General features: G+C 71.4%; 21 protein-coding genes. 7 read left to right on the top strand and 14 right to left on the bottom strand.

Annotated elements, in window-relative coordinates; genetic code table 11:
* Window positions 1–3: 3 nt before the first annotated feature.
* Together ACZ56E_RS25280 and ACZ56E_RS25275 are read right to left on the bottom strand one after the other, a co-directional pair.
* Window positions 4–1,644 carry a vWA domain-containing protein gene (locus tag ACZ56E_RS25280; protein WP_471217511.1) on the bottom strand — a complete coding sequence of 547 codons (1,641 nt, stop codon included), beginning with the start codon at window positions 1,642–1,644 and terminating at the stop codon, window positions 4–6.
* A 138-nt stretch (window positions 1,645–1,782) separates the two neighbouring features.
* Window positions 1,783–2,520 carry an SDR family oxidoreductase gene (locus tag ACZ56E_RS25275; protein WP_471217509.1) on the bottom strand — a complete coding sequence of 246 codons (738 nt, stop codon included), beginning with the start codon at window positions 2,518–2,520 and terminating at the stop codon, window positions 1,783–1,785.
* A gap of 140 nt (window positions 2,521–2,660) precedes the next feature.
* Here ACZ56E_RS25275 and ACZ56E_RS25270 point away from each other — a divergent pair, with 140 nt between their 5' ends.
* On the top strand, window positions 2,661–3,485 hold the full coding sequence (locus tag ACZ56E_RS25270) for a helix-turn-helix transcriptional regulator (protein WP_471217508.1): 825 nt from the start codon (window positions 2,661–2,663) through the stop codon (window positions 3,483–3,485).
* On the opposite strand, the gene ACZ56E_RS25265 is transcribed toward ACZ56E_RS25270, so the two are convergent.
* From ACZ56E_RS25265 to ACZ56E_RS25255, 3 genes are all read right to left on the bottom strand, one after another.
* Complete coding sequence (locus ACZ56E_RS25265; protein ID WP_471217506.1) at window positions 3,478–4,344, bottom strand: ABC transporter permease; 867 nt, start codon at window positions 4,342–4,344, stop codon at window positions 3,478–3,480. The two genes, ACZ56E_RS25270 and ACZ56E_RS25265, sit on opposite strands and share 8 nt — an antisense overlap.
* Complete coding sequence (locus ACZ56E_RS25260) at window positions 4,341–6,998, bottom strand: alpha/beta fold hydrolase (protein WP_471217504.1); 2,658 nt, start codon at window positions 6,996–6,998, stop codon at window positions 4,341–4,343. The genes ACZ56E_RS25265 and ACZ56E_RS25260 overlap by 4 nt, the downstream gene beginning before the upstream one ends.
* 130 nt (window positions 6,999–7,128) lie before the next feature.
* Window positions 7,129–7,515 carry a hypothetical protein gene (locus ACZ56E_RS25255; RefSeq protein WP_471217502.1) on the bottom strand — a complete coding sequence of 129 codons (387 nt, stop codon included), beginning with the start codon at window positions 7,513–7,515 and terminating at the stop codon, window positions 7,129–7,131.
* Between the two features lie 53 nt (window positions 7,516–7,568).
* Between ACZ56E_RS25255 and ACZ56E_RS25250 the strand changes: the two genes are divergently transcribed.
* On the top strand, window positions 7,569–8,228 hold the full coding sequence (locus ACZ56E_RS25250; protein ID WP_471217499.1) for a response regulator transcription factor: 660 nt from the start codon (window positions 7,569–7,571) through the stop codon (window positions 8,226–8,228).
* Between the two features lie 15 nt (window positions 8,229–8,243).
* Window positions 8,244–9,485 (top strand): threonine synthase, encoded by a 1,242-nt coding sequence (locus ACZ56E_RS25245; RefSeq protein ID WP_471217497.1) that lies wholly within the window; start codon window positions 8,244–8,246, stop codon window positions 9,483–9,485.
* A 22-nt stretch (window positions 9,486–9,507) separates the two neighbouring features.
* Here ACZ56E_RS25245 and ACZ56E_RS25240 read toward each other — a convergent pair whose 3' ends face one another.
* From ACZ56E_RS25240 to iolC, 7 genes are all read right to left on the bottom strand, one after another.
* Window positions 9,508–10,941: an APC family permease gene (locus ACZ56E_RS25240; RefSeq protein ID WP_468601290.1), complete on the bottom strand. Its 1,434-nt coding sequence runs from the start codon at window positions 10,939–10,941 to the stop codon at window positions 9,508–9,510.
* Between the two features lie 400 nt (window positions 10,942–11,341).
* On the bottom strand, window positions 11,342–11,686 hold the full coding sequence (locus tag ACZ56E_RS25235) for a tautomerase family protein (protein WP_468601292.1): 345 nt from the start codon (window positions 11,684–11,686) through the stop codon (window positions 11,342–11,344).
* A 104-nt stretch (window positions 11,687–11,790) separates the two neighbouring features.
* On the bottom strand, window positions 11,791–13,293 hold the full coding sequence (gene mmsA, locus ACZ56E_RS25230) for a CoA-acylating methylmalonate-semialdehyde dehydrogenase (protein ID WP_471217493.1): 1,503 nt from the start codon (window positions 13,291–13,293) through the stop codon (window positions 11,791–11,793).
* 17 nt (window positions 13,294–13,310) lie between these two features.
* On the bottom strand, window positions 13,311–15,200 hold the full coding sequence (iolD, locus tag ACZ56E_RS25225; RefSeq protein WP_471217491.1) for a 3D-(3,5/4)-trihydroxycyclohexane-1,2-dione acylhydrolase (decyclizing): 1,890 nt from the start codon (window positions 15,198–15,200) through the stop codon (window positions 13,311–13,313).
* On the bottom strand, window positions 15,197–16,009 hold the full coding sequence (gene iolB / locus ACZ56E_RS25220; RefSeq protein WP_471217489.1) for a 5-deoxy-glucuronate isomerase: 813 nt from the start codon (window positions 16,007–16,009) through the stop codon (window positions 15,197–15,199). The genes iolD and iolB overlap by 4 nt, the downstream gene beginning before the upstream one ends.
* A 26-nt stretch (window positions 16,010–16,035) precedes the next feature.
* Window positions 16,036–16,962 carry a Cgl0159 family (beta/alpha)8-fold protein gene (locus tag ACZ56E_RS25215; RefSeq protein ID WP_471217487.1) on the bottom strand — a complete coding sequence of 309 codons (927 nt, stop codon included), beginning with the start codon at window positions 16,960–16,962 and terminating at the stop codon, window positions 16,036–16,038.
* Window positions 16,955–17,902, bottom strand: coding sequence for a 5-dehydro-2-deoxygluconokinase (iolC, locus tag ACZ56E_RS25210; RefSeq protein WP_471217779.1), 948 nt, complete (start codon window positions 17,900–17,902; stop codon window positions 16,955–16,957). Before iolC ends, ACZ56E_RS25215 begins: the two co-directional genes overlap by 8 nt.
* A 157-nt stretch (window positions 17,903–18,059) precedes the next feature.
* On the opposite strand from iolC, the gene ACZ56E_RS25205 reads away from it, so the two are divergent.
* From ACZ56E_RS25205 to ACZ56E_RS25190, 4 genes are all read left to right on the top strand, one after another.
* Window positions 18,060–18,959 carry a sugar phosphate isomerase/epimerase family protein gene (locus tag ACZ56E_RS25205; protein WP_471217485.1) on the top strand — a complete coding sequence of 300 codons (900 nt, stop codon included), beginning with the start codon at window positions 18,060–18,062 and terminating at the stop codon, window positions 18,957–18,959.
* 266 nt (window positions 18,960–19,225) lie between these two features.
* On the top strand, window positions 19,226–19,423 hold the full coding sequence (locus ACZ56E_RS25200; protein ID WP_150168108.1) for a MerR family transcriptional regulator: 198 nt from the start codon (window positions 19,226–19,228) through the stop codon (window positions 19,421–19,423).
* A 163-nt stretch (window positions 19,424–19,586) separates the two neighbouring features.
* The gene (locus ACZ56E_RS25195) at window positions 19,587–19,907 is read left to right on the top strand and encodes a heavy-metal-associated domain-containing protein (protein WP_468601304.1); all 321 of its coding nucleotides are present in this window, start codon (window positions 19,587–19,589) and stop codon (window positions 19,905–19,907) included.
* A gap of 125 nt (window positions 19,908–20,032) precedes the next feature.
* Window positions 20,033–22,297, top strand: a complete 2,265-nt coding sequence (locus ACZ56E_RS25190; protein WP_471217482.1) for a heavy metal translocating P-type ATPase — start codon at window positions 20,033–20,035, stop codon at window positions 22,295–22,297.
* Between the two features lie 413 nt (window positions 22,298–22,710).
* On the opposite strand, the gene ACZ56E_RS25185 is transcribed toward ACZ56E_RS25190, so the two are convergent.
* Together ACZ56E_RS25185 and recD2 are read right to left on the bottom strand one after the other, a co-directional pair.
* Window positions 22,711–24,009 carry a citrate synthase gene (locus ACZ56E_RS25185; protein ID WP_398297948.1) on the bottom strand — a complete coding sequence of 433 codons (1,299 nt, stop codon included), beginning with the start codon at window positions 24,007–24,009 and terminating at the stop codon, window positions 22,711–22,713.
* 197 nt (window positions 24,010–24,206) lie between these two features.
* Window positions 24,207–26,438 carry an SF1B family DNA helicase RecD2 gene (gene recD2, locus ACZ56E_RS25180; protein ID WP_471217777.1) on the bottom strand — a complete coding sequence of 744 codons (2,232 nt, stop codon included), beginning with the start codon at window positions 26,436–26,438 and terminating at the stop codon, window positions 24,207–24,209.
* Window positions 26,439–26,664 lie beyond the last annotated feature (226 nt).

The following is a 26,664-nucleotide window of genomic DNA, read 5'->3' as shown; positions in this document are numbered from 1 at the left end:
CCTTCAACCTGCGAGTGCGTCGCCGGGGCGGAGCTCGCCGCGAGGTGGGGCGGTGGTGGCGTCCTCGCCATCGGACCGCCTGCCGGTGAGCCGTGCGGCCCGGTCGATGGCCTCGGTCAGTTCCCGCACCTGTTTTTCGCGACCGCGGGAGGGCAGTGCATGGGCCCACTCGGAGAGTTCACGCAGGGACGGTGCGGCGGGGAGGGCCGTTCCGCGCTCCGTACCGGAGTGGCCGTCGGCCGGGGACGCGGCGCGCAGGCCGTCGGCGAAGTAGGCGGCGGTCGCGGCGACCCGCAACCCCTCGTCCGCCTCGCGCAGTGAGCCGTCGAGGTCGGCGGCCTCGATCCGGCCCGACTCCTCGTGCGGCGCGCGGCTGTCCGGGTCGAGCCAGCGCACGCTCGCCGTGGCGAGATGGCCCCCCGCGCCGGGCTTGGCCCGCACCGCGTACAGCGCCGTCACCGTGTGGCCGGGCCCGATCTCGCCGCCGTCCACCGAGTCGTCGCGGAAGTCGTCGTCGGCGACCTCACGGTTCTCGTAGCCGATGAGCCGGAACTGCTCGACGGTCTCCGGATCGAACGCGACCTGCGCCTTCGCCTCGCGGGCCCGCAGGTCGATGTTGGCGGGGAGTTTCTCGCAGAACACCTCACGGGCGTCCTCGTCGTTCGACACGTACGTGGTGTGGCCGTCGCCCTTGTCGGCGAGCCGCTCCATCAGGGCGTCGCCGTAGTCGCTGCCGACGCCGACGCCGAAGAGGGTGATGCCATGCTCGCTGCGGGCGTCGGAGATCCTCTCCAGGATGCCGTCGGCGCTGGTGTCGCCGGTGTTGGCGAGGGCGTCGGAGAGCAACACGACACGGTTGGTGGCGCCCTCCCGCTTGCCGCGCACGGCGGTGTCGTAGCCGGTGGTGACGCCCGCTTCGAGGTTGGTGGACTGGGTGGGCTCAAGGCCGTCGATGGCGTCGTGCACGCGGTGGCGACCGTCCCCTGTGCGGGATGTGCCGAGGCGGGTCATCGGCAGGACCGTCTCCGCGGTGTCGCTGAAGGTCACGAGCGCGATGGAGTCGTCGGGCCGCAGCTGATCGGTCATGATCCCGAGCGACCTCTTCACGAGGTCGAGGCGGCCCGGTTCGGCCATGGATCCCGATACGTCGATGACGAAGGTGAGGGCGGCGGGCGGGCGCTTCTCCTCGGCGGCTTCCCGGGTGGCGAGGCCCACGCGCAGCAGCGACCAGCCGTCGTCTCCTGTCCTGGCCCCGTCGACGCTCACGCTGAACCCGTCCCCGTCGGGCCGCGGGTAGTCCTGGCGGAAACTGTTGACGAACTCCTCGGGCCGGACCGTCGCCGGATCGGGCAGCCGCCCTTCGGCGAGGGTGCGCCGCGCGAAGCCGTACGAGGCGGTGTCGACGTCCAGGGCGAACGTGGAGAGGTAGTCGGGCGGGGGCGCGGCGTCCCGGCGGCCGCCCTCGTCCTCCCCGCCGGGCGTGGCGGGTGCGGGTGCGGGAAGCGGTCCGGAGCCGTCGTCCCTGGCCTTGCCGTCCGCGGTGGCGCCGTTGCCGCTGCTGCCGCCACCGGTGCAGCCGGTGAGCAGCAAACCGCCCACCATGGCCACGGCGAGCAGCCCGTGTCGCGTCTTCCGGGTCCGCATCTCTCCCCCTCGAGTCGTCGTCGGTTTCCCGACTGTGACGCGGAGGGGGCGTCGAACGATCGCCCCGGGACGTTGCGGAAGGGTTGCGATGCGGATACGCGGTTACGCCGGCGTCCGGCCCGCGCAGGAGCGGTCGGGTCAGCTCTGGGCGGTGGGCCGCACGACGATCTCGTTCACGTCGACCTCGGCAGGCTGTTCGATCGCGAAGGCGATGGAACGTGCGATGGCGTCGGGCGGGATCGCGATGTGGTCCCGCATCTTCGTGATCTCCGCTCTGACCTGGCTGTTGGTCGACGCCTCGGCGAAATCGGTCACCGTTGGGCCGGGCGAGACGGTGGTCACCCGCAGGGAGTCGCCGGCTTCCTGGCGCAGCCCTTCGCAGATGGCCCGGACCGCGAACTTGGTGCCGGCGTACACCGCCATGGTCGGCACGATGCGAAACGCGGCCGTGGAGGCGGTGGTGATGAAGTGCCCGGCGCCCTGTGCCCGGAAGACCGGCAGCGCGGCGCCGATTCCGTGCAGCACACCCTTCACGTTGACGTCGACCATGTGGTCCCACTCGTCGACGCGCAGATCGTCGAGGGGTGAGACCGTGCCGACTCCGGCATTGCTGACGAGTACGTCGAGTCGGCCGAATCGCTCACCGGCCAGCGCGACCAGAGCGTGCAGGTCCTCCCGCCGGGTCACGTCGGTGCGGATCTGTACGGCTGAGCCACCCGCCTTCTCGATCCGGGCCACCAGTTCCGCCAGGCGCTCGGACCGGCGCGCGCCGAGGACGAGTCGCGCCCCGCGTTCGGCGAGCAGCCACGCGGTGGCTTCGCCGATGCCGCTGCTGGCTCCCGTGATCGCCACTACTTTGCCCTTGATTCCGGACATGAAGTCGTCCTCTCCCTCCGGCCCGGGGCGGGCCGTGTGAGGCCGTCGGCAGCGCCGTGGCCTTGTGCTCGCACCCCACTCTTCAGGAGCTTTACCCTGGTATCCAGACCGTACTTATTCTGGAACTGAGGGTGCCCGTCATGCCCACGCAGCCGGACCAGCACGAGCGACGCCGTCAGCTGAGCGCCTTTCTGCGCAGCCGCAGAGAGCGCCTCACCCCCGGTGAGGTCGGCCTGCCACGGACCGGTCGCCGCCGGACTCCGGGGCTTCGCAGGGAGGAACTGGCACTGCTGGCCGGGATCAGCGCCACCTGGTACACGTACCTGGAGCAGGGGCGGGACATCCGTGTCTCCGAACAAGTGCTCAACGCCCTCGCCGCGGCGCTGCGGCTCGACCGCCATGAGCGTGAGCATCTCCTCCGGCTCGCCGGTCACGTGCCTGCGGCGGCCGAAGTCGGGGGACGCGAGCCGTTGACGGCCGAGGCGGGGGCCGTCCCCCTGTTGCTCCAGCCGCATCCGGCGTACGTCATCGGCGGCAACTACGACGTCCTCAGCCGCAATCAGGCGGCCGACGAACTGTTTCCGAAACTCATCACCGAGGCGGACCGGCCGGCCAACTTCGTCCGCTGGGTGTTCCTCGAACCGGTGGCCCGTGAGGTGCTGCTCGACTGGGAACCCGAGGCACGCGGCCTGCTCGCCCGCCTGCGAACGCTGGCCGCACGCCACTCCGGCGATCCGCGGTACACCCGGCTGGTCGAGGAGCTGCACGAGGGCAGTCCGGAGGTGCGGGACTGGTGGCCCCAGTACGAGGTGCAGGCCCGGCACAGCGGTCGGAAACGGCTACGGCATCCGCGACGGGGAGTGGTCGATTATGCGTACACCGCTTTTCACCTGGCCGAACAGCCGGAGCAGACACTGGTGGTCTATCTCGACAGCGGTGAACTGCCCGAAACCCCCCTCAACTGACCACGTCCTTCCGCGCGAACCCCCGGAACGCCAGCGCGAACAGCACCAGCGCGTACGCCACCGAGATCGCCGAGCCCTGGATCATGCCGCCCCACTCCAGCTGCGGCTGGATCGCGTCGGCCCAGGCGAACTGCCAGTGGGCGGGGAGGAAGTCGCGCCAGCCGCCGAGGGCGGTCACCGCGTCCAGGACATTGCCGACGATCGTCAGGCCGACCGCGCCGCCCACCGCGCCGAGCGGGGCGTCGGTCTTCGTCGACAGCCAGAAGGCGAGGGCCGCGGTGACCAGTTGGGAGACGAAGACGTAGGCGACGACGATGACGAGGCGGCGGGTCGCCGTGCCCGCGGGGAGTGTGCCGCCCGTGGGGATCTCCAGGGGTCCCCAGCCGTACGCCATCGCGCCGACCGCCAGGGCGACGAGGGGCAGCAGCACCATCGCGGCGGCGCTCATGGCGAGTGCGACGGCCATCTTGGACCAGAGCAGGCGGGCCCGCGGCACGGGCGCGGCGAGCAGATAGCGCAGGGAGGACCAGCTCGCCTCGGAGGCGACCGTGTCCCCGCAGAACAGCGCGACGGGGATGACGAGGAGAAAACCCGCCGACACGAACAGGCACGTCGCGGCGAAGTTCGTGGCGGACGCCGTCGCCGTGTCCATCAGCGTCACCTCGCCGCTGCGGGAGCCCGGTGAGCCGCCCGCGACGGCGAACGCGATGACCAGCACGACGGGCAGGAGCGCCATGATGCCGCCCATCACGAGCGTGCGGCGCCGCTTCAGCTGGCGGACCGCCTCGACCCGCAGGGGCAGGGTGCGGCCCGCGCGGTAGCCGGGCGCGGTCGGGCGCTCCAGGGTGGGGGCGCTCATGCGGTGCCTCCGATCAGGGTCAGGAACGCGTCTTCGAGGCGGCGGTGCGGGCCCATGGACTCCACGGGCACGTCGAGGCGGACCAGTTCGGGCAGCAGGCGGACGGCGCTGGCGTGCTCCGTGCCGTCGAGGCGCAGCAGGATGCCGTCGTCGGCGCGCACCGCCGAGGCGACGCCGGGCAGCGCGGCGACCTTCTCGACGAGCGGGTCGGGGATGTCCGTCGCGAGGCCGACGAGGAGCGTGTCTCCGGAGCCGACGATCTCGGCGACCGGGCCCGCCTGGACGAGGCGGCCGCGGTCCATGACGACGAGGTGCGTGCAGGACTGCTCGACCTCGGCGAGGAGGTGGCTGGAGACGATGACGGTGCGGCCGCCGCGCGCGTACCGGATCATGACCTCGCGCATCTCGCGGATCTGCGGCGGGTCCAGGCCGTTCGTCGGCTCGTCGAGGATCAGCAGGTCCGGGAGGCCGAGCATGGCCTGGGCGATGGCGAGGCGCTGGCGCATGCCCTGGGAGTACGTGCGCACGGCACGGGCCAGGGCGTCACCGAGACCGGCGATCTCCAGGGCCTCCTCCAGGTGGGCGTCCTCGGCGGGGCGGCCGGTGGCCTTCCAGTACAGCTCGAGGTTCTCCCGGCCGGACAGGTGGGGCAGGAATCCGGCGCCCTCGACGAACGCGCCGACGCGGGAGAGGACGGGCGCCCCCGGCCGGATCGCGTGGCCGAAGACGCGGATCTCGCCGGCGTCGGGCCGGATGAGGCCCATGAGCATGCGCAGGGTGGTGGTCTTGCCCGCGCCGTTCGGCCCGAGGAGGCCGAGGACCTGGCCCTTCTCCACGGTGAAGGAGACGTCGCGGACGGCGTACCGGTCGGTGGACTTGGCGTACCGCTTGCTCAAGTCGGTGATCCGGAGGGGTACTTCGGTGAGGTCCGGGTCGGGCGCGGGGGCCGTGGTGCGCCTGCGCGCGGTGACGAGCAGGCCGAGGGCGAGGACGGCCGCGGCGGCGGGCAGCCACCACACCCAGGAGGGCAGCGGCGCGGCGGCGGCCTCCACGCCGGGCGCGGTCGGCACCTTCAGGTCGCTCTTCAGGGAGACGGTGTACTTGGCGGGCTCGACGGGTGACGCGTAGCCGAGGTCGGTCGAGGAGAGGGCGAGGCGGAGGCGGTGGCCCTTCTGCACCTCGTGGTCGACGGCGGGCAGGGTCAGCTCGACGTCCTTGCCGTCCTTCGCGCCGGTCACCCTTGTGGGAGCGACGAGTTGGGAGGGCAGGACCTGCTGCTTGCCGTCGGGCCCGACGTCGTACACCTTCCCGAACAGCACCGCTTCGCCGCTGGAGGACTTCACGTGGGCGCGCACCGTCGGGGTCCCGGTGACGCGGAGGTCGTCGCCGAGGGGCTTCGAGTCGAACTTGGCGAACTGTCCTGGGAAATCCAGGGAGACGCCGACGCCCAGGGAGGACAGCCGGGAGAGCGAGCCGCCGCCGGCTCCGGGGAGCCCGGAGATCGCGGGCGGGCTCGCGCCCGCGGGGTTGTCGAAGGTCTGCTCGCGCCCGCCGAGCGGCACCGCGCGCGGCCCGCTCCTGAGGCCCGGATAGCGGTCGTCGCTCGCGCCTCGCTGCCGCGCGGCACCATCGGTGGAGTCCATCCCTCCGGTGCGGGTAACGCGGAACGCCGGGCCCGTGTCGACGCTCTTGTCCTCCTTCAGATAGCGGTCGAACCAGGTGCCGATGCGCTGCTCGACGCGGTCGCGCTCGCGGTCTCCGCCGTCGTGTCCGCCGGCGATCCAGTCGACGGACACGGGCGCGTGGTTCGCGCGGACCGCCTTGGCGATGGCGTCGCCCTGGCTCAGCGGGAAGAGGGAGTCGGTCTGGCCCTGGGCGAGGAACGTCGGCACCTTGATGCGGTCGCCGACGGCGACCGGGCTGCGCTCGGCGAGCAGCTCGCGCGCCTTCGCGTCGGGCTTGCCGGTCACGGCGACGCGCTCGTACATCGCGCACAGCCGCTTCTCGAACTTCTCGCAGCCGCCACCGGTGTTGATGAACATGCCGGCCCAGAGCTTCTTGAAGACGTCGTCGGGGAACAGCGCGTCCGCGAGGTTCCAGTACGTGATCTGGGGGGCGATCGCGTCCACGCGCTTGTCGTGCCCGGCGGCGAGCAGCGACACCGCCCCTCCGTACGACGAGCCGGTGACGCCGACGCGCGGGTCGCCGTCCTTGTCGAGCCGCACCTCGGGGCGGGTCGCGAGCCAGTCGATCAGCTTCGACACGTCGGCGACCTCGCCCTTGGGGTCGTTCAACCCGATCTTGCCGGTGGACCCGCCGAAGCCGCGGGCGGACCACGTCAGGACGGCGTACCCCTGCTTGGCGAGGTCTTCCGCCTGCTCGCGCACGTCGCTCTTGCTGCCGCCGAAGCCGTGGCCGATGAGGACGGCGGGGCGCTTCTCGTCCCGGTCGCCCGCCGTGAAGTACGAGGTGGCGATCCGGGCGCCGCCGGTGTCGACCACGCGGTCCGCCCTGCGCACGGCGGGGCCGTCGTCCGAGGCGACCGCCGACCATGTGCCCACGCCGGCGAGGACCGCGACGGCGGCCGCGGTGGCGAGCAGCCGGCGCGGACCGCGCGGCACGGGGAACCTGGGCCTGGGCAGTCGTAGATCCATGCCGTCAAAGGTACGGGCGCCCACCGACAACCGGGGCAGCCGCCGGTCTGAACCCGTCCGCCTCCCCGGGGAGTACACTCCGCGCCCCGCGTACCGCGGTGGTGGTACGCGGGGAGATCCGCGTCGCCGGTCAGCTCAGGCGCGAGCTCGGTGCGGTACGTCGGGTGAGGAGCGCGGCCCCGATGACGGGCAGCATGCAGACGGTCTGCGTGACCGCGTACCAAGGCGGGCAGACGCCGGGGATCAGATCGACGCCGATGACGGCGACCGGCATGACGACGGTGAGGGTCCGCACGCGTTCGAGGGCCCGCTGGGAGCCGCGGGAAGCGGAACCGGTCAGCCGGTGGATCACCACGGCGACCAGGGGCAGCAGGACCGCCCGCACCCACATGAACGTGTTCACCGGATGTCCGGTCGCCGCGAGCACGGCGACCGTGCCGAGGAGTGCGGCACTCAGCGCGCCGTACAGGGTGACGAGGAGCCGGATCGTCCGGAAGGTGTGCGTGAGGGTTTCCATGCCGATGACGCTAGGGAGCGGGTGACCTGCGGAGTATCCGTCTGGACGCACGGGTGGGTGGGGCCAGACCCACTCTCCACCTGCTGCGGGACGGGATGGTCCGCCTGATCGAGGCGTGCGGGCACGAGGTGGTGGCGACGGCGGCCACCGGGCCCGAGACGCTCGACGCACTGCGGACGTTCCGCCCCGATGTGGCCGTCGTCGACGTCCGCATGCCGCCGACGCAGTCGGACGAGGGGCTGCGCGCGGCCCTCGCCGCCCGCCGGGAAAAGCCGGGCCTGCCGGTCCTCGTCCTCTCCCAGCACGTCGAGCAGTTGTACGCGCGGGAGTTGCTGGCCGACGGCTCGGGCGCCGTCGGCTACCTCCTCAAGGAAAGCGTGTTCGACGCCGACCAGTTCATCGGCGCCCTGGAGCGCGTCGCGGGCGGCGGGACCGCCATGGACCCGGCCGTCATCGCGAAGCTGCTGTCCGCGGGTGCCGCGGGACGGGGCCTCGACCGGCTCACCGAACGCGAGCACTCCGTCCTCGCCCTCATGGCCGAGGGGCTCTCCAACCAGGCCATCGGGCGCCGCCTGTTCCTCAGCGAGAGCGCGATCAGCAAGTACACGACCTCCATGTTCGGCAAGCTCGGCATCAGTGACGACGACGACAGCAACCGCCGCGTCCTGGCCGTCCTGACCTACCTGAACTCGTCCGCACCGCCCGCCGCCTGAATAGAGTCTCCCGTCATGACATCCCGGGACTCCCACTCGCTCGACGCCCTCCCCTCCCTCGACTCACTCGCCACCGGCCAGCGTTCGCTGGGTGATCCGTCCGTCCGCTTCCCGCTGTGGCCGCCGCTCACCGCCGGGTGCCCGGTCACCAGTACGGACACCGTGTCGTACCCGGTCGAGGTCGACTACGCCTACGACAAGGTCCCCGCCGACCTCTTCACCCCCACAACACCGCTCCACTCGTACGGCCACGACCGGTGGGCCCCCCTCCTGCCGCCGCTGCACGCCCCCGGGCTCGGCGAGGGCGGCACGCCCCTCGTGTCCTTCGGCGACGGCCTCTGGATCAAGGACGAGTCCCGCAACCCGACCTGGAGCCACAAGGACCGCATCAACCGCGTCACCGTCAGCGCGGCGGTCGGCGCGGGCGCGGAGGGCGTCGTCGTCGCCTCGTCCGGGAACCACGGGGCCTCCGCGGCGGCGTACGCGGCGCGGGCGGGGCTGCGCTGCGCCGTGCTCACCTCGGCGGACACGCCTCCCGCGGTCGACGCGTTCCTGCGGGCGTACGGCGCCGTGGTGCTGCCCGTGCCCGTGGACGCGCGGTGGCCGCTGCTGCGGCGAATCGTGGAGCGGTTCGGCTACCACCCCGTCAGCAACGTGACGCCCACCCACACCGGACACGCGTTCGGACCCGAGGGCTACAAGACCCTCGCGTACGAGATCTACGCCGAACTCGGCGTCCCCGGCGCGGTGTTCCTGCCCACCGGGTACGGCGAGCTCCTCTTCGGCGTCTGGAAGGGCTTCGCGGAGCTGGTCCGGATCGGCGTGACCGACCGGGTGCCGCGCCTCTACTCCTGCGAGCCCGCGGCCGGCGGTCCGCTCGCCGCGGCGCTGCGGGACGGGGTGCCCGCGACGGAGGTGCCGGTCGGCGAGACGGCCGCGTACGCGATCAGCTCGTCGGTGGGCGGATACCGCGGGGTCGTCGCCGTGCGGGAGAGCGGGGGCGCGGCGCTGCTCGTCACGGACGCGGAGATGACCGCCGCGCGGGACGAGTTGGCGCGGGGCGGGCTGTGGCCGGAGCTGTCCGCGGCGGCGGGGCTCGCGGGGTACCGGCAGCTGGGTCCCGCCGCCGTGGAGGGGCCCGTGGTGTGCGTCTCCACGTCCAGCGGGTTCAAGGACCGTGACCTGCTCGACGGAGCGGGCTCCGTCGAGCTGGACCCGGCGGACTGGGCGGAGGTGGAGCGGCGGGTGGGAGCGTAAGCCCGCTACGCGTCCCGCCGCGTCAGCCCTGCCCGTCCTCCGGCACGCTCACCAGCCACCGCGTGTCCCGGCGCGGCCGCAGGTACAGCGCCCAGTACAGGGTGGCGGCCACCACGATCCCCCCGGTCCAGCCGAGGTAGGCCGCCTCCTGCTGGCTCAGCACGTACGCGAGCACCGCGATCAGGACCACCGGCACCGCCGGCCACAGCGGCATCCGCCAGGCCGCCGTGTGGCCGTGCGAGCCGCGGCGGGCCAGCAGCGCGGCGACGGCCACCAGCAGGTACATGCCGGTCACGGAGACGCCGGTCACGCCGTACAGCGTGTCCAGGTTGACGAAGCAGAGGAGCGCGCCGGGGACGCCCACGAGGAGTGTGGCGATCCAGGGAGCGCCGGACGCGCCGAGCTTGGACAGGGCCTTGTTGACCGGCGAGGGCCACGCCTTGTCCCGTGCCGAGGCGAACAGGACGCGGGAGTTCTGGATGACCATGACGATGCCCGCGTTGATGATCGCGAGGGCCACGCAGAGGCTGACGAACGTGCCGACCGCCGAGTTCGACCAGGCGGCCACCATGGCGCTGATGTCGCCCTCGGTCAGCGCGGTGAGGCTCTCCGCACCCATGGTGATGGCGATGACCGGCACCAGGATGATCACGGCGGAGATGGCGAGAGTGGCGAGGACGGTGCGCGCGACGTTGCGGCGGGGGTTCTCCATCTCCTCGGAGAGGTAGACGGCCGTGGAGAAGCCCTGCGTGACGAAGAGGGCGATGGCGAGCCCGGAAACGATGAGCATCGCGGTGACGGTGTCGACGCCGCCGGAGCCGCCCGAGCCGGAGCCGGACGCCACCGTCAGGTCGACCAGGCTGCCCGGGCCCCGCTCGGCGTGCGCGAAGCCGAGGACGGCGACGACGCCCGCCGCGACGACTTCGAGGACCAGGAAGATGCCGGTGATCCACGCGTTGGCGCGCAGGTCGAGCAGGCCGGCGAGGGTCGCGCAGATCATGACGCCCGCGCCCGCGTAGGACGGGTCGAGGTGGACGACCGGCGCCAGATAGTCGGCCGTGCCCATGGCGATGACGGGCGGCACGATCATCACGACCAGCAGGGACAGGACGAAGACCAGCCAGCCGGCGAGGCGGCCCGCCATCGTGGAGACCATCGCGTACTCGCCGCCCGCGCTGGGGATGAGGGTGCCCAGCTCGGAGTAGCAGAACGCGACGCCCACGCAGAGCAGCGAGCCGATCGCGATGGTGAGCGCGGTGGCGGTGCCGAGCGAGGAGAAGAGGTCGGGGACGACGACGAAGAGCGTGGAGGCGGGCGTCACGCACGACAGCGTGAGGAGGGTGCCGCCGACGACGCCGATGGAACGCTTGAGCTTCTGGGGATCCCCGGGGACGGCCACCGGCACCGGAGGGGCCTCGGTGGTGGCGGACTGGGGCGGGCGAAGCGTATCGGTCATGGAGCGCGGTTCCGATCGACTCGTGCGGCAGGAGATGCGTCTGGGATGCGGCGGGAGCGCTATCGCCTCCGAAGGCTGGTTGAGCTGCGTGTTTCTGTGGCTCCCGGCGCGTCATCGAACCCCGGGGACAACCGGAACGTCAACGGTCACTTACCTACGGAATCCGCAGCACGGCCCGACTCCAAGTCGCCTCGCATTCCCAAGAGTTTGCCGATGCGGGCCTCAATGAACATGCCGCCACCGAAGATGACCTTCATATTGCAGGCGTATGAACACAGAGGCTTTAGCTGCCCGAATTGCACCCTGTGCACGGGAACCGCAAGGGGAGCGTCAAAAAAGAATCAGGACCATCCGGATACCGGACGGCCCTGCTCCACACTCGGTCACCGAGCAGCTGCGGTCAGTGCGTCGGATGGAGCCGGTAGGAAGGATCGAGGTCGCGGACCTCCGCCGAGTACGTCGCCCCCTCGACCCCCGACAGATGCTTGCCGAGCAGCGCCAGCACATCCTCGGAGAGCCCCGCCTTCACTGCGGGCCCGCGCCCCGGCAGCAGACCCACGGTTACGTGCACGAAGGGCGCGCCGGGCCTGCCGTCCACGAAGGCCGCCGAGGAGCGGCAGAACGTCTTGCCGACGCCGACCGAGTCCACCCGCTCCACGACCAGGGGATGCAGCTCCGCCACCAGGGACGGCAGATCCAGGACGCCGGACAGGGTGTCGGCGTAGTCGATGTCGATGTGCGGCATGGCTCACGGCCTTTCATGTAGTGCACACACATCGTAGAACGGTGAACCAATGGCGAAGCCCCCGGCCGGGGGGGCCGGGGGCTTCGGGAGCCGGGGGGGGCGGCTCAGTGGTTGCGCGGGAACCCGAGGTCCACCCCGGCCGGCGCGTCCGACGGGTCGGGCCAGCGCGTGGTGACGACCTTGCCGCGCGTGTAGAAGTGCGTGCCGTCGTTGCCGTAGATGTGGTGGTCGCCGAAGAGCGAGTCCTTCCAGCCGCCGAAGGAGTGGTAGCCCACGGGCACCGGGATCGGCACGTTCACGCCGACCATGCCCGCCTCGATCTCCAGCTGGAAGCGGCGGGCCGCGCCGCCGTCCCGGGTGAAGATCGCCGTGCCGTTGCCGAAGGGCGAGGCGTTCATGAGCGCCACGCCCTCGTCGTACGTGTCGACGCGCAGCACGCACAGGACCGGGCCGAAGATCTCGTCCTGGTAGGCCTTGGCGGTCGTCGGGACGCGGTCGAGCAGGGAGAGGCCGATCCAGTGGCCGTCCTCGTGGCCCTCGACCGTGTAGCCGGTGCCGTCGAGGACGACCTCGCAGCCCTCGGCCGCCGCGCCCGTGACGTACGAGGCGACCTTGTCGCGGTGGGCCGCGGTGATGAGCGGGCCCATCTCGGACGTGGGGTCGTTGCCGGGGCCGATCTTGATCTTCTCGGCGCGCTCCTTGATCTTGGCGACGAGCTCGTCCGCGATCGAGCCGACCGCGACGACGGCGGAGATGGCCATGCAGCGCTCGCCGGCGGAGCCGTAGGCCGCGGAGACGGCGGCGTCGGCGGCCGCGTCGAGGTCGGCGTCCGGCAGGACCAGCATGTGGTTCTTGGCGCCGCCGAGGGCCTGCACCCGCTTGCCGTTGGCGGAGGCCGTGGCGTGGATGTGGCGGGCGATGGGGGTGGAGCCGACGAAGGAGACGGCCGCGACGTCCGGGTGCTCCAGGAGGCGGTCGACGGCCACCTTGTCGCCGTGCACGACGTTGAAGACGCCGTCGGGCAGACCGGCCTCGCTCAGCAGCTCCGCGATCTTCATCGACGCGGACGGGTCCTTCTCGCTCGGCTTGAGCACGAAGGTGTTGCCGCACGCGATGGCCAGCGGGAACATCCACATCGGGACCATGGCGGGGAAGTTGAACGGCGTGATGCCCGCGACGACGCCCAGCGGCTGACGGATCGACGACACGTCCACGCGGGACGCCACCTCCGTCGACAGCTCGCCCTTCAGCTGCACCGTGATGCCGCAGGCCAGGTCGACGATCTCCAGGCCGCGGGCGACCTCGCCGAGCGCGTCGGAGTGCACCTTGCCGTGCTCGGCGACGATCAGCTCGGCGATCGCGTCGCGGTTGGCGTCGAGCAGCGCGCGGAACTTGAAGAGGATCGCGGTGCGCTTGGCGAGCGAGGACGTGCCCCAGCTCGCGAAGGCCTCGCGGGCGGCGGCGACGGCGGCGTCCACCTCGTCGGCCGAGGCGAACGCGACCTGCGTCGTGACGACGCCGGTCGCCGGGTCGGTGACCGGGCCGTGGTTGCCGGACGCGCCCTCGACGGCCTTCCCGCCGATCCAGTGATTGACCGTCTTCGTCATGACAAGCATCCCTACTCTCACAGGTGGCGGCGTCGGGCAGCGACGTGCCGGTCGTACTCTTCCCTGGCCTTGACCGCGGACACCCGGGTCGCCGTCTCGGCCACGGGCACATCCCACCACGCCTGTGCCGGGGGCGGCCCCGACACTGTGTCTGCCGTTTCCGTCTCCACATAGACACATGTGGGACGGTCTGCCCCGCGCGCCTCGCGCAGCGCCTCCCGCAGGTCACCGACGGTCCCGGCACGCAGGACCCGCATGCCGAGCGAGGCCGCGTTGGCCGCGAGGTCGACGGGCAGCGGGCCCTCGGTGTACGACCCGTCCGGCGCCCGGAAGCGGTACGCGGTGCCGAACCGCTCGCCGCCCACGGACTCCGAGAGCCCGCCGATGGAGGCGTAGCCGTGGTTCTGCAGGATGACGACCTTGATCGGCAGCTTCTCCTGGACGGCCGTGACGATCTCGGTGGGGTTCATCAGGTACGTGCCGTCGCCGACCAGCGCCCACACGGGCCGCTCCGGTGCGGCGAGCGCGACGCCGATGGCCGCCGGAATCTCGTATCCCATGCAGGAGTAGCCGTACTCGACGTGGTACTGCCGCGGCGACCGGGCCCGCCACAGCTTGTGCAGGTCGCCGGGGAGCGATCCCGCGGCGTTGATGATCACGTCCTCGTCCGTCACCAGCGCGTCGAGCAGCCCGACGACCTGGGCCTGCGTCGGGCGCACGTCCGGCTCGTCCGCCCGGAACGCGGCGTCGACGCGCCGCTCCCAGCGCTCCTTTTCGTCCGTGTACTCCTCGGCGTACGCGGGTTCGACGCGATGGCCGTGCAGTGCCTGCGTGAGCGCTTCGAGTCCGGCGCGGGCGTCGGCGATCAGGGTGTCGCCCGCCATCTTGTGGCCGTCGAAGGGCGCGATGTTGAGGTTGAGGAAGCGCACCTCCGGCGCCTCGAAGAGGGTGCCGGACGCGGTGGTGAAGTCGGTGTAGCGGGTGCCGACGCCGATCACCAGGTCGGCGGTGCGGGCGAGTCCGTCGGCGGTGGCCGTGCCGGTGTGCCCGATGCCGCCGACGTCCGCCGGGTGGTCGTGGCGCAGGGCGCCCTTGCCTGCCTGGGTGGCGGCGACGGGAATGCCGGTGGCGTCGGCGAAGTCCCGCAGCGCGTCCTCGGCGGCGCTGTGGTGGACGCCGCCGCCCGCCACGACCAGGGGGCGGCGGGCCGTGCGCACCAGCGCGGCGGCGGTGGCCAGTTCGCGCGGATCGGGGGCCGGCCGCCGGACGGTCCACGTCCGCTCGGCGAAGAACTCGTCCGGCCAGTCGTACGCCTCCGCCTGCACGTCCTGCGGCAGGGCGAGCGTGACCGCGCCGGTCTCCGCCGGGTCGGTGAGCACCCGCACCGCGGCGAGCGCGGCGGGGATCAGCGCCTCGGGGCGGGTCACGCGGTCGAAGTACCTCGACACCGGGCGCAGGCAGTCGTTGACCGACACGTCGCCGGCGTAGGGCACTTCGAGCTGCTGCAGGACGGGGTCGGCGGGGCGGGCCGCGAAGGTGTCGCCGGGCAGCAGGAGGACGGGCAGCCGGTTGACGGTGGCGAGGGCGGCACCGGTGACGAGGTTGGTGGCGCCGGGGCCGATGGAGGTGGTGACGGCGTGGGTGGCGAGGCGGCCGCACTGCCTGGCGTAGCCCACGGCGGCGTGCACCATGGCCTGTTCGTTCCTGCCCTGGTGGAAGGGCATCTCCTCGGCGTGCTCGACGAGTGCCTGCCCGATGCCGGCCACGTTGCCGTGGCCGAAGATGCCCCAGGTCGCGCCGATCAGCCGCTGCCGCGTGCCGTCCCGCTCGGTGTACTGCCGGGACAGGAAGCGCACGAGCGCCTGCGCGGTGGTGAGCCGCACACGGCCCGTCTGGACCTGTGTCATCGGTATCCCTCCGTGTGGTCGGGGTGGAAGCAGATCCTCCACTCCCGCTCCTGGCCGGGTCCCGCCATCACGTTCAGGTAGTACATCGCGTGCCCCGGCTGGGCGATGGACGGGCCGTGCCAGCCGTCCGGGACCAGCACGGCGTCGCCGGTGCGGACCTCCGCGAGGACGTCGGTGCCGCCCTCCCGCGACGGGAAGACGCGCTGGTACCCGAATCCTTCGCGGCCGTCCGGCGCCTCGATCTCGAAGTAGTAGATCTCCTCCAGCTCCGCCTCGACGCCGGGGCGGTGCTCGTCGTGCTTGTGCGGCGGGTACGAGGACCAGTTGCCGCCGGGCGTGATCACCTCGACGGCGATGAGCCGGTCGCAGTCGAAGGCGTCCGCGGAGGCGAAGTTGCGGACCTCGCGGGCGCAGCCGCCGCTGCCCCTGCTCTCGACGGGTACCTCCGGCGCGGAGCCGTAGCGGGCGGGGAGTCGACGCTCGCACTTCGCTCCTGCCAGGGCGAAGCGGCCTCCCGCGCCGGAGGCGATCTGGATCCGGGCATCACGGGGCACGTAAGCGAAGTCGGAGACTCCGCTGAACACGCTCTCGCGGCCCAGCAGTTCGATGATCCCGTCTGCTGTCTGCACCGTACAGCCGCCGGTCAGCGGGAGCACGATCCATTCACTCTCCCCGCTGTCGAAAGAGTGCCGCCCGCCCGGTTCGAGCTCGACGACACGCAGGTGGGAGTAGGTCCAACCCGCCTTTTTCGGATCGATGTCCAGGGCGTACGGACCGTCGGCCGCACTCCCTTTCGGTACGTACGTCATGGGGGCCTCCTCGGCATGCCTCAGGGCTACAGCAGTCCTACGGCGGTGTCGACCGCCCCGGCGACGTCACCGTCGGGCGGATAGAGCAGCGCCCTGCCGACGACGAGCCCCTGCACCGTGGGCAGTTGCAGGGCGCCGCGCCACTTCTCGAACGCGGCGTCCGCGTCCCCGGCCTCTCCCCCGATGTCGCCGCCGAGCAGCACCGCGGGCAGCGTCGAGGTCTCCATGACACGGGCCATGTCGTCGGGGTTCTCGGTGACGGGGACCTTCAGCCAGGTGTAGGCGGAGGTGCCGCCGAGGCCGGAGGCGATGGCGATGGACCGGGTGACGGCCTCGGCGCTCAGGTCGTTGCGGGGTGCCCTTCGGCGTCGTCGGGGTCTCCCCTGCTCATCAAGAGCTTGGGGAACGGTGAGGAACGGCTCGACGAAGACGGGCAGCCGGCGCTCGGCCATGGCGTCGACGACCCGGGCGGCGGAGTGCAGGGTCCGCAGCGACCCCGGGTCGTCGTAGTCGACGCGGAGCAGCAGCTTGCCGGCGTCGAAGCCGAGGCGCTCGATGTCCTCGGGCCGGTACCCGGTGAACCGGTCGTCCAGTTCGAAGGCGGCGCCCGCGATGCCGCCGCGGTTCATCGACCCCATGACGACCTTGCCGTCGAGGGCGCCGAGGAGCAGCAGGTCGTCCAGTACGTCGGCGCTGGCGAGGACTCCGTCGACGCCGGGCCGCGACAGGGCAAGACAGAGCCGTTCGAGCAGGTCCGCGCGGTTGGCCATGGCGAAGGGCGCGCCGCCCACGCCGAGGGAGCCGCGGGCGGGGTGGTCGGCGGCGACGATCATCAGCCGCCCGGTGTCGCCGAGCAGTGGCCGCCGCGGGCGCCTGGCGGCGGCTTCGGCGATGACTTCGGGGTGCCGGGCCCTGGTCCTGACCAGTGCGGAGACGTCCACGCCGCTACTCATGCCCGCCCTGCCCCTGTTGGGCTGAATCCCCCAGCGCCTCCTCGACCTCGTCAGGAAAAGGCATGGCGGACGAACACTCCAGGCGGGAGGCGACAATCGCCCCCGCCGCGTTGGCGTACCGCATGATCCGCTCCAGGTCCCAGCCCGCGAGCAGCCCGTGGCAGAGCGCCCCGCCGAACGCGTCCCCGGCGCCGAGTCCGTTGAGGACCTTCACGGGGAGCGGCGGCACCTGCGCCGCCTCGCCCGCGCTGTTCATCGCAAGGACTCCGGCGGGGCCCTGTTTGACGACGGCCAGTTCGACGCCGGCGTCGAGCAACGCCCCGGCGGCCGCGAGCGGTTCGCGCTGCCCCGTGGCGATCTCCACCTCGTCGAGGTTGCCGACGGCGACGGTGGCGTGGGCGAGGGCGGCGGCGTAGTGCGGCCGCGCCTCGTCCGGGTCGGCCCAGAACATGGGCCGCCAGTCCAGGTCGAAGACGGTGATCCCGGACCGCGCGCGGCGGGCGAGCGCCGCCAGCGTCGCCGACCTGCTCGGCTCCGCGCACAGCCCTGTCCCCGTCATCCAGAAGATCCGCGCCGCCGCGATCGCGTCGAGGTCGAGCTCGGCCTCGTAGATCTCCAGGTCGGGTGCCTTCGGCAGCCGGTAGAAGTACAGCGGGAAGTCGTCCGGCGGGAAGATCTCGCAGAACGTCACCGGCGTCGGCAGGTCCGCGACCGGGCTCACCCAGCGGTCGTCGACGCCGAACTCCCGCAGCGCGCCGTGCAGATAGTCGCCGAAGGGGTCCTGTCCGGTGCGGGTGACGACGGCGGCGCGGCGTCCGAGGCGGGCAGCGGCCACCGCGACGTTGCTCGCCGAGCCGCCGAGGAACTTCCCGAACGCGGTCACCTCGGCGAGGGGCACCCCGCTCTGCAGGGGATACAGGTCCACCCCGATCCGGCCCATCGTGATGACGTCGTACGGATCGGACACCCTGCACGCCCCTTCATCGCGTTCATGTGCCCCCAGGTCTAATCCCGCCCCGGGAACCCTGTCAACATTTTGTCCTTACATTCGGACCACTGCTTGACACTCTTCCGAGACGGCCTGGAGTCTGGCTGGCATGACGACGCTGTCCCGCATCCGGATCGGTTCGGCGCCCGACTCGTGGGGCGTCTGGTTTCCCGAGGACCCTCGGCAGGTCCCCTGGCGGCGCTTCCTCGACGAGGTCGCGGAGTCCGGGTACGAGTGGATCGAGCTCGGCCCGTACGGCTATCTGCCCACCGACCCGACCGAACTGACCGCGGAGACGGCCCGCCGCGGCCTCAAGGTGTCCGCGGGCACGGTCTTCACGGGGCTGCACCACGGGCCGGCCGTCTGGGAGAAGACGTGGGCCCACGTCGCGGACAACGCCGCACTGGCGCAGGCCATGGGCGCCGAGCACCTCGTCGTCATCCCCTCCTTCTGGCGCGACGACAAGACCGGCGAGGTCCTGGAGGACCGCGTCCTCACGCCCGCACAATGGCGCGAACTGACCACCCAGACCGAGCGCCTGGCCCACGAGGTCCGCGAGCGGTACGGCCTGCGCGTCGTGGTCCACCCGCACGCCGACACCCACATCGACAGCGAGGAGAACGTCACCCGTTTCCTCGACGCCACCGACCCGGACCTCGTCTCGCTCTGCCTGGACACCGGCCACTACGCCTACTGCGGCGGCGACAGCGTCAAACTCATCGAGACGTACGGCGAACGCATCGGCTATCTGCACCTCAAGCAGGTCGACCCGGAGATCCTCGCGGAGGTGCGGGCCCACGAGGTGCCGTTCGGGCCCGCGGTGGCGCGCGGCGTGATGTGCGAGCCGCCCGCCGGGATGCCGGCCCTCGGGCCGGTCCTCGAGGCCGCCCAGCGGCTCGGCGTGGAGCTGTTCGCCATCGTGGAGCAGGACATGTACCCGTGCGAGCCGGACAGGCCGCTGCCGGTCGCCCGCCGCACCCGCGCCTACCTGAGGTCGTGCGGCGCGTAGAGACCTGAGGTCGTGCGGCGCGCAGAGAAGGGACGGACAGCCGGACCGGACCGCGTCCGCATGCGTCTCTTCTGTCACAAACACTCCCGTCCTGTCACACATGTCTCACGAACGCGGGGCTTGCGTCACAGGCGGTCGACAGTCGCCCCCCTGTGGTCACCCTGTGTCGTTGCACGGGGCACAGGCTGAGTGATCGCCACGCGTCACGCCCAGTTCCCCCGTCGGCCTTTCCGGTCGCCCTGGGCGCGCGCAGGGAGGTGCCACCGATGACCGACCGCAGGCTCTGGTCCTACAAGGAGATCGCCGCGCACATTCGTGTGCAGCCCGACACCGTCCGTTCCTACCGCAAGCACGGACTGCTGCCGGACCCCGACCACGTCGAGGGCGGCAAGCCCTACTGGTACGCGGACACCGTCCGGGCCTGGGTGGCCGCCCGGCCCGGCAATCGGGGCCGCAGAGGCTGACGTCACGGGGCCGCGTCCGCCCCGGCGCGGCCCCACCTCGTTGAGTAATACCCCCTAGGGGTATAGTCTCTGATTGTGAGGCGAGGAGGTCGCCGGGGCTCCCGGGACCACCTCCAGCACGCTACGCCGCATACGTACACATCCCCTCCCCGAGGAGAACGACATGAGCGCCCAGACCGAGCTCCCGCAGGCCGCCTCCGAGACGACCGGGTCCTGCTGCTCCCCCAGCGGTTCCTGCCACTCCGACGCCGCCGAGACGCCGCAGGGCGCCGTCACCACCGAGTACGAGGTGACGGGGATGACCTGCGGGCACTGCGAGGGCGCGGTGTCCGAGGAGATCTCGGCGATCGCGGGCGTCACCTCCGTCAAGGCCGTCGCCGCCACGGGCCGGGTCACCGTGGTCTCCGACGCCCCGCTGGACGAGGCCGCCGTGCGCGCCGCCGTCGACGAGGCGGGTTACGAGCTCGTCTCCACCGAGGCCTGAGGCCCCGTCGCGCCTGCCGCGACGCCTGCCCGGCGATCCGCCGGGTACCCCGGGCCCTGTGGTGTCGACGCCGACGCCACAGGGCCCGCCGCCGTACCCCCACCCGGAAGCAGTACGAAAGAGTCATGACCGAAGTCGAACTCGCCGTCGGCGGGATGACCTGCGCCTCCTGCTCCTCGCGCATCGAGAAGAAGCTGAACCGCGTGGAGGGCGTGACCGCCACGGTCAACCTCGCCACGGAGAAGGCGAAGGTCTCGTACGACGAGGGCGAAGGGGTCGCGGTCGACCAGCTGATCGCCCTGGTCGAGAAGCTGGGCTACACGGCCGAGGAGATCGTGCCGCCCCCGCCGGAGCCCCTCTCCCCCGCCGCCGACGGCACCTCGGCCCCCACCACCGCCGACATCACCGAGCCCGACACCCTGCGCCAGCGCCTGATCGTCTCCGCCGCCCTGTCGCCGCCCGTCGTCCTGCTCGCGATGATCCCAGCCCTCCAGTTCGACTACTGGCAGTGGCTCTCGCTGACGCTGGCCGCGCCCGTCGTCGTCTGGGGCGGCCTGCCCTTCCACCGGGCGGCGTTCACCAATCTGCGGCACGCCGCCGCGACCATGGACACCCTCGTCTCCGTCGGCACGCTCGCCGCCTTCGGCTGGTCGCTGTGGGCGCTGTTCGTCGGGGACGCCGGGATGCCGGGGATGCGGCACGGCTTCGACTTCACCGCCTCGCCCGGTGACGGGGCCTCCACCATCTATCTCGAAGTCGCCTCCGGCGTCGTCACGTTCATCCTGCTCGGCCGCTGGCTGGAGGCCCGCTCCAAGCGGAGGGCGGGATCGGCGCTGCGCGCCCTGCTGGAGCTGGGCGCCAAGGACGTGGCGGTGCTGCGGGACGGCACGGAGCAGCGGGTGCCGGTCGGGCGGCTGGCCGTCGGGGACCACTTCGTCGTACGCCCCGGGGAGACCGTCGCCACCGACGGCACCGTCGTCGAGGGCGCGTCCGCGATCGACGCCTCCATGCTGACCGGTGAGTCCGTGCCGGTGGACGTGGGCGCGGGCGCCACCGTGACCGGAGGCACCGTGAACGTCTCCGGGCGCGTCGTGGTGCGGGCGACCCGCGTCGGCTCGGACACCTCGCTCGCGCGCATCGCCCGGCTCGTCGAGAACGCGCAGACCGGCAAGGCCCAGGTGCAGCGGCTCGCCGACCGGATCGCCGGGATCTTCGTGCCCGCGGTGCTGCTCATCGCGATCGGCACGCTCGGCGGTTGGCTGGGCGCGACCGGCGACGTGACCGCCGCGTTCACCGCCGCCGTCGCCGTCCTGATCATCGCCTGCCCCTGCGCGCTCGGCCTCGCCACGCCGACCGCCCTGATGGTCGGCACGGGCCGCGGCGCCCAGCTCGGCATCCTCATCAAGGGCCCCGAGGTCCTGGAGTCCACCCGCCGCGTCGACACCGTCGTCCTCGACAAGACCGGCACGGTGACGACGGGCCGCATGGAGCTGACGGACGTGCACCTCGCCGGGGACACCCAGGAGCAGCTGCTCCTCCGGCTCGCGGGCGCACTGGAGCACGCCTCGGAGCACCCGGTCGCCCGCGCCGTCACGGCGGGCGCCGCCGGCCGCCTGGGGATCGCGGCCGGGGAGCTGCCGGCGCCCGAGGGGTTCGAGAGCGTCGCCGGGTTCGGGGTGCGCGGCACGGTGGAGGGGCACGAGGTGCTCGTCGGCCGGGAGCGGCTCCTCGCGGACGCGGGGGTGACGGGCCTCGAAGCGGTGGCCAAGCTGCGGGACGACGCGGAGGCCGCCGGGCGCACGGCGGTCCTGGTCGCCTGGGACGGCGCCGCGCGCGGGGTCCTCGCGGTCGCGGACGCGCTGAAGGAGACGAGTCCGGAAGCGGTGCGCGAGCTGCGCGCGCTCGGTCTCACGCCGGTGCTGCTGACCGGCGACAACAAGGCCGTCGCCGACACGGTCGCCCGCGCGGTGGGCATCGCGCCGGACTCCGTCCGCGCGGAGGTCCTGCCGCAGGACAAGGTCGATGTCGTACGACGGCTGCAGGGCGAGGGCAGGGTCGTGGCGATGGTCGGGGACGGCGTGAACGACGCGGCCGCGCTCGCCACCGCCGATCTGGGCCTCGCGATGGGCACCGGCACGGACGCGGCCATCGAGGCGAGCGACCTGACATTGGTGCGCGGGGACTTGCGGGTCGCGGCCGACGCCATCAGGCTCTCCCGAAAGACTCTCGCCACCATCAAGGGCAATCTCTTCTGGGCCTTCGGCTACAACGTGGCCGCGCTGCCGCTCGCGGCGGCCGGTCTGCTGAACCCGATGATCGCGGGCGCCGCGATGGCGTTCTCCTCGGTCTTCGTGGTGACCAACAGTCTCCGCCTGAGAACGTTCACATAACCCCTTCACAAGGTCGTTTCAGCATCCTCACGCCAGTCCCGAAATCCCCATATCGGGGTCCTTGCGCATCTACTGGACATATGCAAGAGACGCAGATCACAGTGATCCGAACGTAACCATTGAGGGGGGAGGAGAGTCTAATGGGGCGATGCAGGAAGATGTCTTGGGGGACGTCTTCCGACATCAGGGGACATCTTGGGGGATGTTCCTGGAAATTGCGTTGCCGGGGCACGTGCACCGGGGAGCTTTGAGCGGCCCTCCCGTACGTACGCGTCCCGGCAGACCGCAGGGCAACCACAGACGCCCGGCCGGATCCCGTGGGGGGAATCCGCACCGGGAAAAAGGGAAGCGCCCCGACCGTCGACCCGTGGGGGGATCGGCGGCGGGGCGCTTTCCGCTTGTGCGGCCCGGGGTCAGCGACCCTCGACCGGCACGAAGTCGCGGAGCACCTCGCCCGTGTAGATCTGGCGCGGGCGGCCGATGCGGGAACCCGGCTCCTTGATCATCTCGTGCCACTGGGCGATCCAGCCCGGCAGCCGGCCGAGGGCGAAGAGCACGGTGAACATCTCGGTCGGGAAGCCCATCGCGCGGTAGATGAGGCCCGTGTAGAAGTCCACGTTCGGGTAGAGCTTGCGCTCGACGAAGTAGTCGTCGGCCAGCGCGTGCTCTTCCAGCTTCAGCGCGATGTCGAGCAGCTCGTCGGACTTGCCGAGGGCCGAGAGGACGTCGTGCGCCGCCGCCTTGATGATCTTCGCCCGGGGGTCGAAGTTCTTGTAGACGCGGTGCCCGAAGCCCATGAGCTTCACGCCGTCTTCCTTGTTCTTCACCTTGCGGATGAAGGTGTCGACGTCGCCGCCGGAGGCCTGGATGCCTTCCAGCATCTCCAGGACCGACTGGTTGGCGCCGCCGTGCAGCGGGCCCCACAGGGCCGAGATGCCGGCGGAGATCGAGGCGAACATGTTCGCCTGCGAGGAGCCGACCAGACGCACGGTGGAGGTCGAACAGTTCTGCTCGTGGTCCGCGTGCAGGATCAGGAGCTTGTCGAGCGCCGCGACGACGACCGGGTCCAGCTCGTACTCGGCGGCGGGCACCGAGAAGGTCATGCGCAGGAAGTTCTCGACGTAGCCGAGGTCGTTGCGCGGGTAGACGACCGGGTGGCCCTGCGACTTCTTGTACGCGTAGGCCGCGATGGTCGGAAGCTTGGCGAGCAGGCGGATCGTCGAGAGGTGACGCTGCTTCTCGTCGAACGGGTTGTGGCTGTCCTGGTAGAACGTCGACAGCGCGCTGACCACGGACGACAGCATCGCCATCGGGTGGGCGTCACGCGGGAAGCCGTCGTAGAACCGCTTGACGTCCTCGTGCAGCAGCGTGTGCTGCGTGATCTCGTTCTTGAAGGTGGCCAGCTCGTCGACCTTCGGCAGCTCGCCGTTGATCAGGAGGTACGCCACCTCGGTGAAGGTGGAGCGCTCGGCCAGCTGCTCGATCGGGTAGCCGCGGTACCGGAGGATGCCCTGTTCACCGTCGAGATAGGTGATGGCGGATTTATAGGCGGCGGTGTTTCCATAGCCGCTGTCCAGGGTCACCAGACCGGTCTGGGCGCGGAGCTTCCCGATGTCGAAGCCCTTGTCGCCGACGGTCGACTCGATCACCGGGTAGGTGTACTCGTCGTCGCCGTACCGCAGTACTACACCGTTGTTAGCGTTCTCGCTCACGTCATCCCTCACCGACGTTGTGCCTCTTCTTCGAGGTGCCCTGACTGTCTCTACCATCCCCCATTTGGCCCTGGAGAGTGCACTCGGGGTCGACCATTGGGCCTATTGGCGGCACTCAGTGCCGCCAACCTGCTCATCCTGCCCCCTTCGCCCCGGTTCCGGAAGTGCTGTGTGAGGTTTCCTACTCGTTTGATCGATCAAAAGTTTCCAGGGCCTGCTCCGCGGCGGCCGACAGGCCCCGAAAGCCTGAAATCCAGGGCCGTACAGCGCCTTCCCGCGGAGACCGTGCGCACTGCCTGTCCCAGAGCCTTGCGCGAACCGACCAGGACGACCAGCCTCTTGGCGCGTGTCACGGCGGTGTAGAGCAGATTCCGCTGCAGCATCATCCAGGCGCCGGTGGTGACCGGGATCACCACGGCCGGATATTCACTGCCCTGGGAGCGGTGGATGGTCACGGCGTAGGCATGGGCGAGCTCGTCCAGTTCGTCGAAGTCGTACGGCACTTCCTCGTCCTCGTCGGTGCGGACGGTGAGCCGCTGCTCGTCGGTGTCGAGGGCGGTGACGACGCCCACCGTGCCGTTGAAGACGCCGTTCTGGCCCTTCTCGTAGTTGTTGCGGATCTGGGTGACCTTGTCGCCGACGCGGAAGACGCGGCCGCCGAACCGCTTCTCCGGCAGGTCGGGCCTGGCGGGGGTGATGGCCTGCTGGAGCAGGCCGTTCAGATTGCCGGCGCCGGCCGGGCCGCGGTGCATGGGGGCCAGCACCTGCACGTCACGGCGCGGGTCGAGGCCGAACTTCTTCGGGATGCGGTACGCGGCGACGTCCACCGTCACACGGCCCGCGTCCTCGGTCTCCTCCTCGACGAAGAGGAAGAAGTCCTTCATGCCCTGGGTGATGGGCGGGACGCCGGAGTTGATGCGGTGGGCGTTGGTGACGACGCCCGACTCCTGGGCCTGCCGGAAGATGCGGGTGAGGCGGACGGCGGGGATGGGGCTCTCGTCGCTGAGCAGGTCCCGCAGCACCTCGCCGGCGCCGACGCTCGGCAACTGGTCCACGTCCCCCACGAAGAGCAGGTGGGCGCCGGGCGGCACGGCCTTCACCAGTTTGTTGGCGAGCAGCAGGTCGAGCATCGAGGCTTCGTCGACGACGACCAGGTCGGCGTCGAGCGGGCGGTCCTTGTCGTACGCCGCGTCGCCGCCGGGCCGCAGTTCGAGCAGGCGGTGGACGGTGGAGGCCTCCGCGCCGGTGAGCTCGGCGAGGCGCTTGGCGGCGCGTCCTGTGGGGGCGGCGAGGACGACCTTGGCCTTCTTGGCGCGGGCCAGCTCGACGACGGAGCGGACCGTGAAGGACTTGCCGCAGCCGGGGCCGCCGGTCAGGACGGCGACCTTCTGGGTCAGCGCGAGCCGGACCGCCTCCTCCTGCTCGGGCGCGAGCTCGGCGCCCGTCCGGTCCGAGAGCCAGGCGAGGGCCTTGTCCCAGGCGACACCCTGGAAGGCGGGCATGCGGTCGTCCGTGGTCTTCAGGAGCCGCAACAGCTGCCCCGCGAGGGACAGTTCGGCGCGGTGGAAGGGCACCAGGTACACGGCCACTATGTCGTCGCCCCCGTCCGGGTCGGGCAGGGCTTCGCGGACCACGCCCTCCTCTTCCCCGGCCAGCTCGGCGAGGCAGTCGATGACGAGGCCCGTGTCGACCTGGAGCAGCTTCACCGCGTCCGTGATGAGGCGCTCCTCGGGCAGATAGCAGTTGCCCTGGTCGGTGGATTGCGAAAGGGCGTACTGGAGACCGGCCTTGACGCGCTCCGGGCTGTCGTGCGGAATGCCGACGGACTGGGCGATGCGGTCGGCGGTGAGGAAGCCGATGCCCCAGACGTCGGCAGCGAGGCGATAGGGCTCGTCCTTCACTACGGAGATGGACGCGTCGCCGTACTTCTTGTAGATCCGGACGGCGATGGAGGTGGAGACGCCGACTCCCTGGAGGAAGACCATGACCTCCTTGATGGCCTTCTGCTCCTCCCAGGCGGCGGCGATCATCTTCGTCCGCTTGGGTCCGAGGCCGGGCACCTCGACGAGCCGCTTCGGCGCGGTCTCGATGATGTCGAGGGTGTCGACGCCGAAGTGGGTGGTGATCCGGTCGGCCATCACAGGGCCGATGCCCTTGATGAGGCCGGAGCCGAGATAGCGGCGGATGCCCTGGACGGTGGCGGGCAGGACCGTCGTGTAGTTCTCGACCGTGAACTGTTTTCCGTACTGCGGGTGGGAGCCCCAGCGGCCGTGCATCCGCAGCGACTCGCCGACCTGCGCGCCGAGCAGCGCGCCGACGACGGTGAGCAGGTCACCGGCGCCGCGGCCGGTGTCGACACGCGCGACCGTGTACCCGGTCTCCTCATTGGCGTACGTGATGCGCTCGAGGACCCCCTCGAGCACCGCCATCGCTGCAGCTGGACTCGACATGATCCGACGCTACCGCCCGGCACCGACAACGCGGCGGGCCTGTGGACAACTTCCGCACGCCGGGGCGGGGGGCCTGTGGACAACTTCCGCGCCCGCGGCAACTTCGAAGGGGCCTGGCCCTGTGGACCAGACCCCTTCGGGTTTCCCCTCCCCTGCCAGAACCTCGCGATCCCCCCGGATCCCCCGGATCCCCCCAGATCCTGGA

This window comes from Streptomyces sp. NPDC039480 (assembly GCF_055597165.1).
Note: the sequence above shows the minus strand (reverse complement) of the source record. Positions and strands in the feature narration are given on the sequence as shown.

What these genes read in the sequence shown, in the direction of transcription:
- ACZ56E_RS25280 (WP_471217511.1), bottom strand. Translation starts at nt 1,644, where the DNA reads ATGCGGACCCGGAAGACGCGACACGGGCTGCTCGCCGTGGCCATGGTG.
- ACZ56E_RS25275 (WP_471217509.1), bottom strand. Translation starts at nt 2,520, where the DNA reads ATGTCCGGAATCAAGGGCAAAGTAGTGGCGATCACGGGAGCCAGCAGC.
- ACZ56E_RS25270 (WP_471217508.1), top strand. Translation starts at nt 2,661, where the DNA reads ATGCCCACGCAGCCGGACCAGCACGAGCGACGCCGTCAGCTGAGCGCC.
- ACZ56E_RS25265 (WP_471217506.1), bottom strand. Translation starts at nt 4,344, where the DNA reads ATGAGCGCCCCCACCCTGGAGCGCCCGACCGCGCCCGGCTACCGCGCG.
- ACZ56E_RS25260 (WP_471217504.1), bottom strand. Translation starts at nt 6,998, where the DNA reads ATGGATCTACGACTGCCCAGGCCCAGGTTCCCCGTGCCGCGCGGTCCG.
- ACZ56E_RS25255 (WP_471217502.1), bottom strand. Translation starts at nt 7,515, where the DNA reads ATGGAAACCCTCACGCACACCTTCCGGACGATCCGGCTCCTCGTCACC.
- ACZ56E_RS25245 (WP_471217497.1), top strand. Translation starts at nt 8,244, where the DNA reads ATGACATCCCGGGACTCCCACTCGCTCGACGCCCTCCCCTCCCTCGAC.
- ACZ56E_RS25240 (WP_468601290.1), bottom strand. Translation starts at nt 10,941, where the DNA reads ATGACCGATACGCTTCGCCCGCCCCAGTCCGCCACCACCGAGGCCCCT.
- ACZ56E_RS25235 (WP_468601292.1), bottom strand. Translation starts at nt 11,686, where the DNA reads ATGCCGCACATCGACATCGACTACGCCGACACCCTGTCCGGCGTCCTG.
- mmsA (WP_471217493.1), bottom strand. Translation starts at nt 13,293, where the DNA reads ATGACGAAGACGGTCAATCACTGGATCGGCGGGAAGGCCGTCGAGGGC.
- iolD (WP_471217491.1), bottom strand. Translation starts at nt 15,200, where the DNA reads ATGACACAGGTCCAGACGGGCCGTGTGCGGCTCACCACCGCGCAGGCG.
- iolB (WP_471217489.1), bottom strand. Translation starts at nt 16,009, where the DNA reads ATGACGTACGTACCGAAAGGGAGTGCGGCCGACGGTCCGTACGCCCTG.
- ACZ56E_RS25215 (WP_471217487.1), bottom strand. Translation starts at nt 16,962, where the DNA reads ATGAGTAGCGGCGTGGACGTCTCCGCACTGGTCAGGACCAGGGCCCGG.
- iolC (WP_471217779.1), bottom strand. Translation starts at nt 17,902, where the DNA reads ATGGGCCGGATCGGGGTGGACCTGTATCCCCTGCAGAGCGGGGTGCCC.
- ACZ56E_RS25205 (WP_471217485.1), top strand. Translation starts at nt 18,060, where the DNA reads ATGACGACGCTGTCCCGCATCCGGATCGGTTCGGCGCCCGACTCGTGG.
- ACZ56E_RS25200 (WP_150168108.1), top strand. Translation starts at nt 19,226, where the DNA reads ATGACCGACCGCAGGCTCTGGTCCTACAAGGAGATCGCCGCGCACATT.
- ACZ56E_RS25195 (WP_468601304.1), top strand. Translation starts at nt 19,587, where the DNA reads ATGAGCGCCCAGACCGAGCTCCCGCAGGCCGCCTCCGAGACGACCGGG.
- ACZ56E_RS25190 (WP_471217482.1), top strand. Translation starts at nt 20,033, where the DNA reads ATGACCGAAGTCGAACTCGCCGTCGGCGGGATGACCTGCGCCTCCTGC.
- recD2 (WP_471217777.1), bottom strand. Translation starts at nt 26,438, where the DNA reads ATGGCGGTGCTCGAGGGGGTCCTCGAGCGCATCACGTACGCCAATGAG.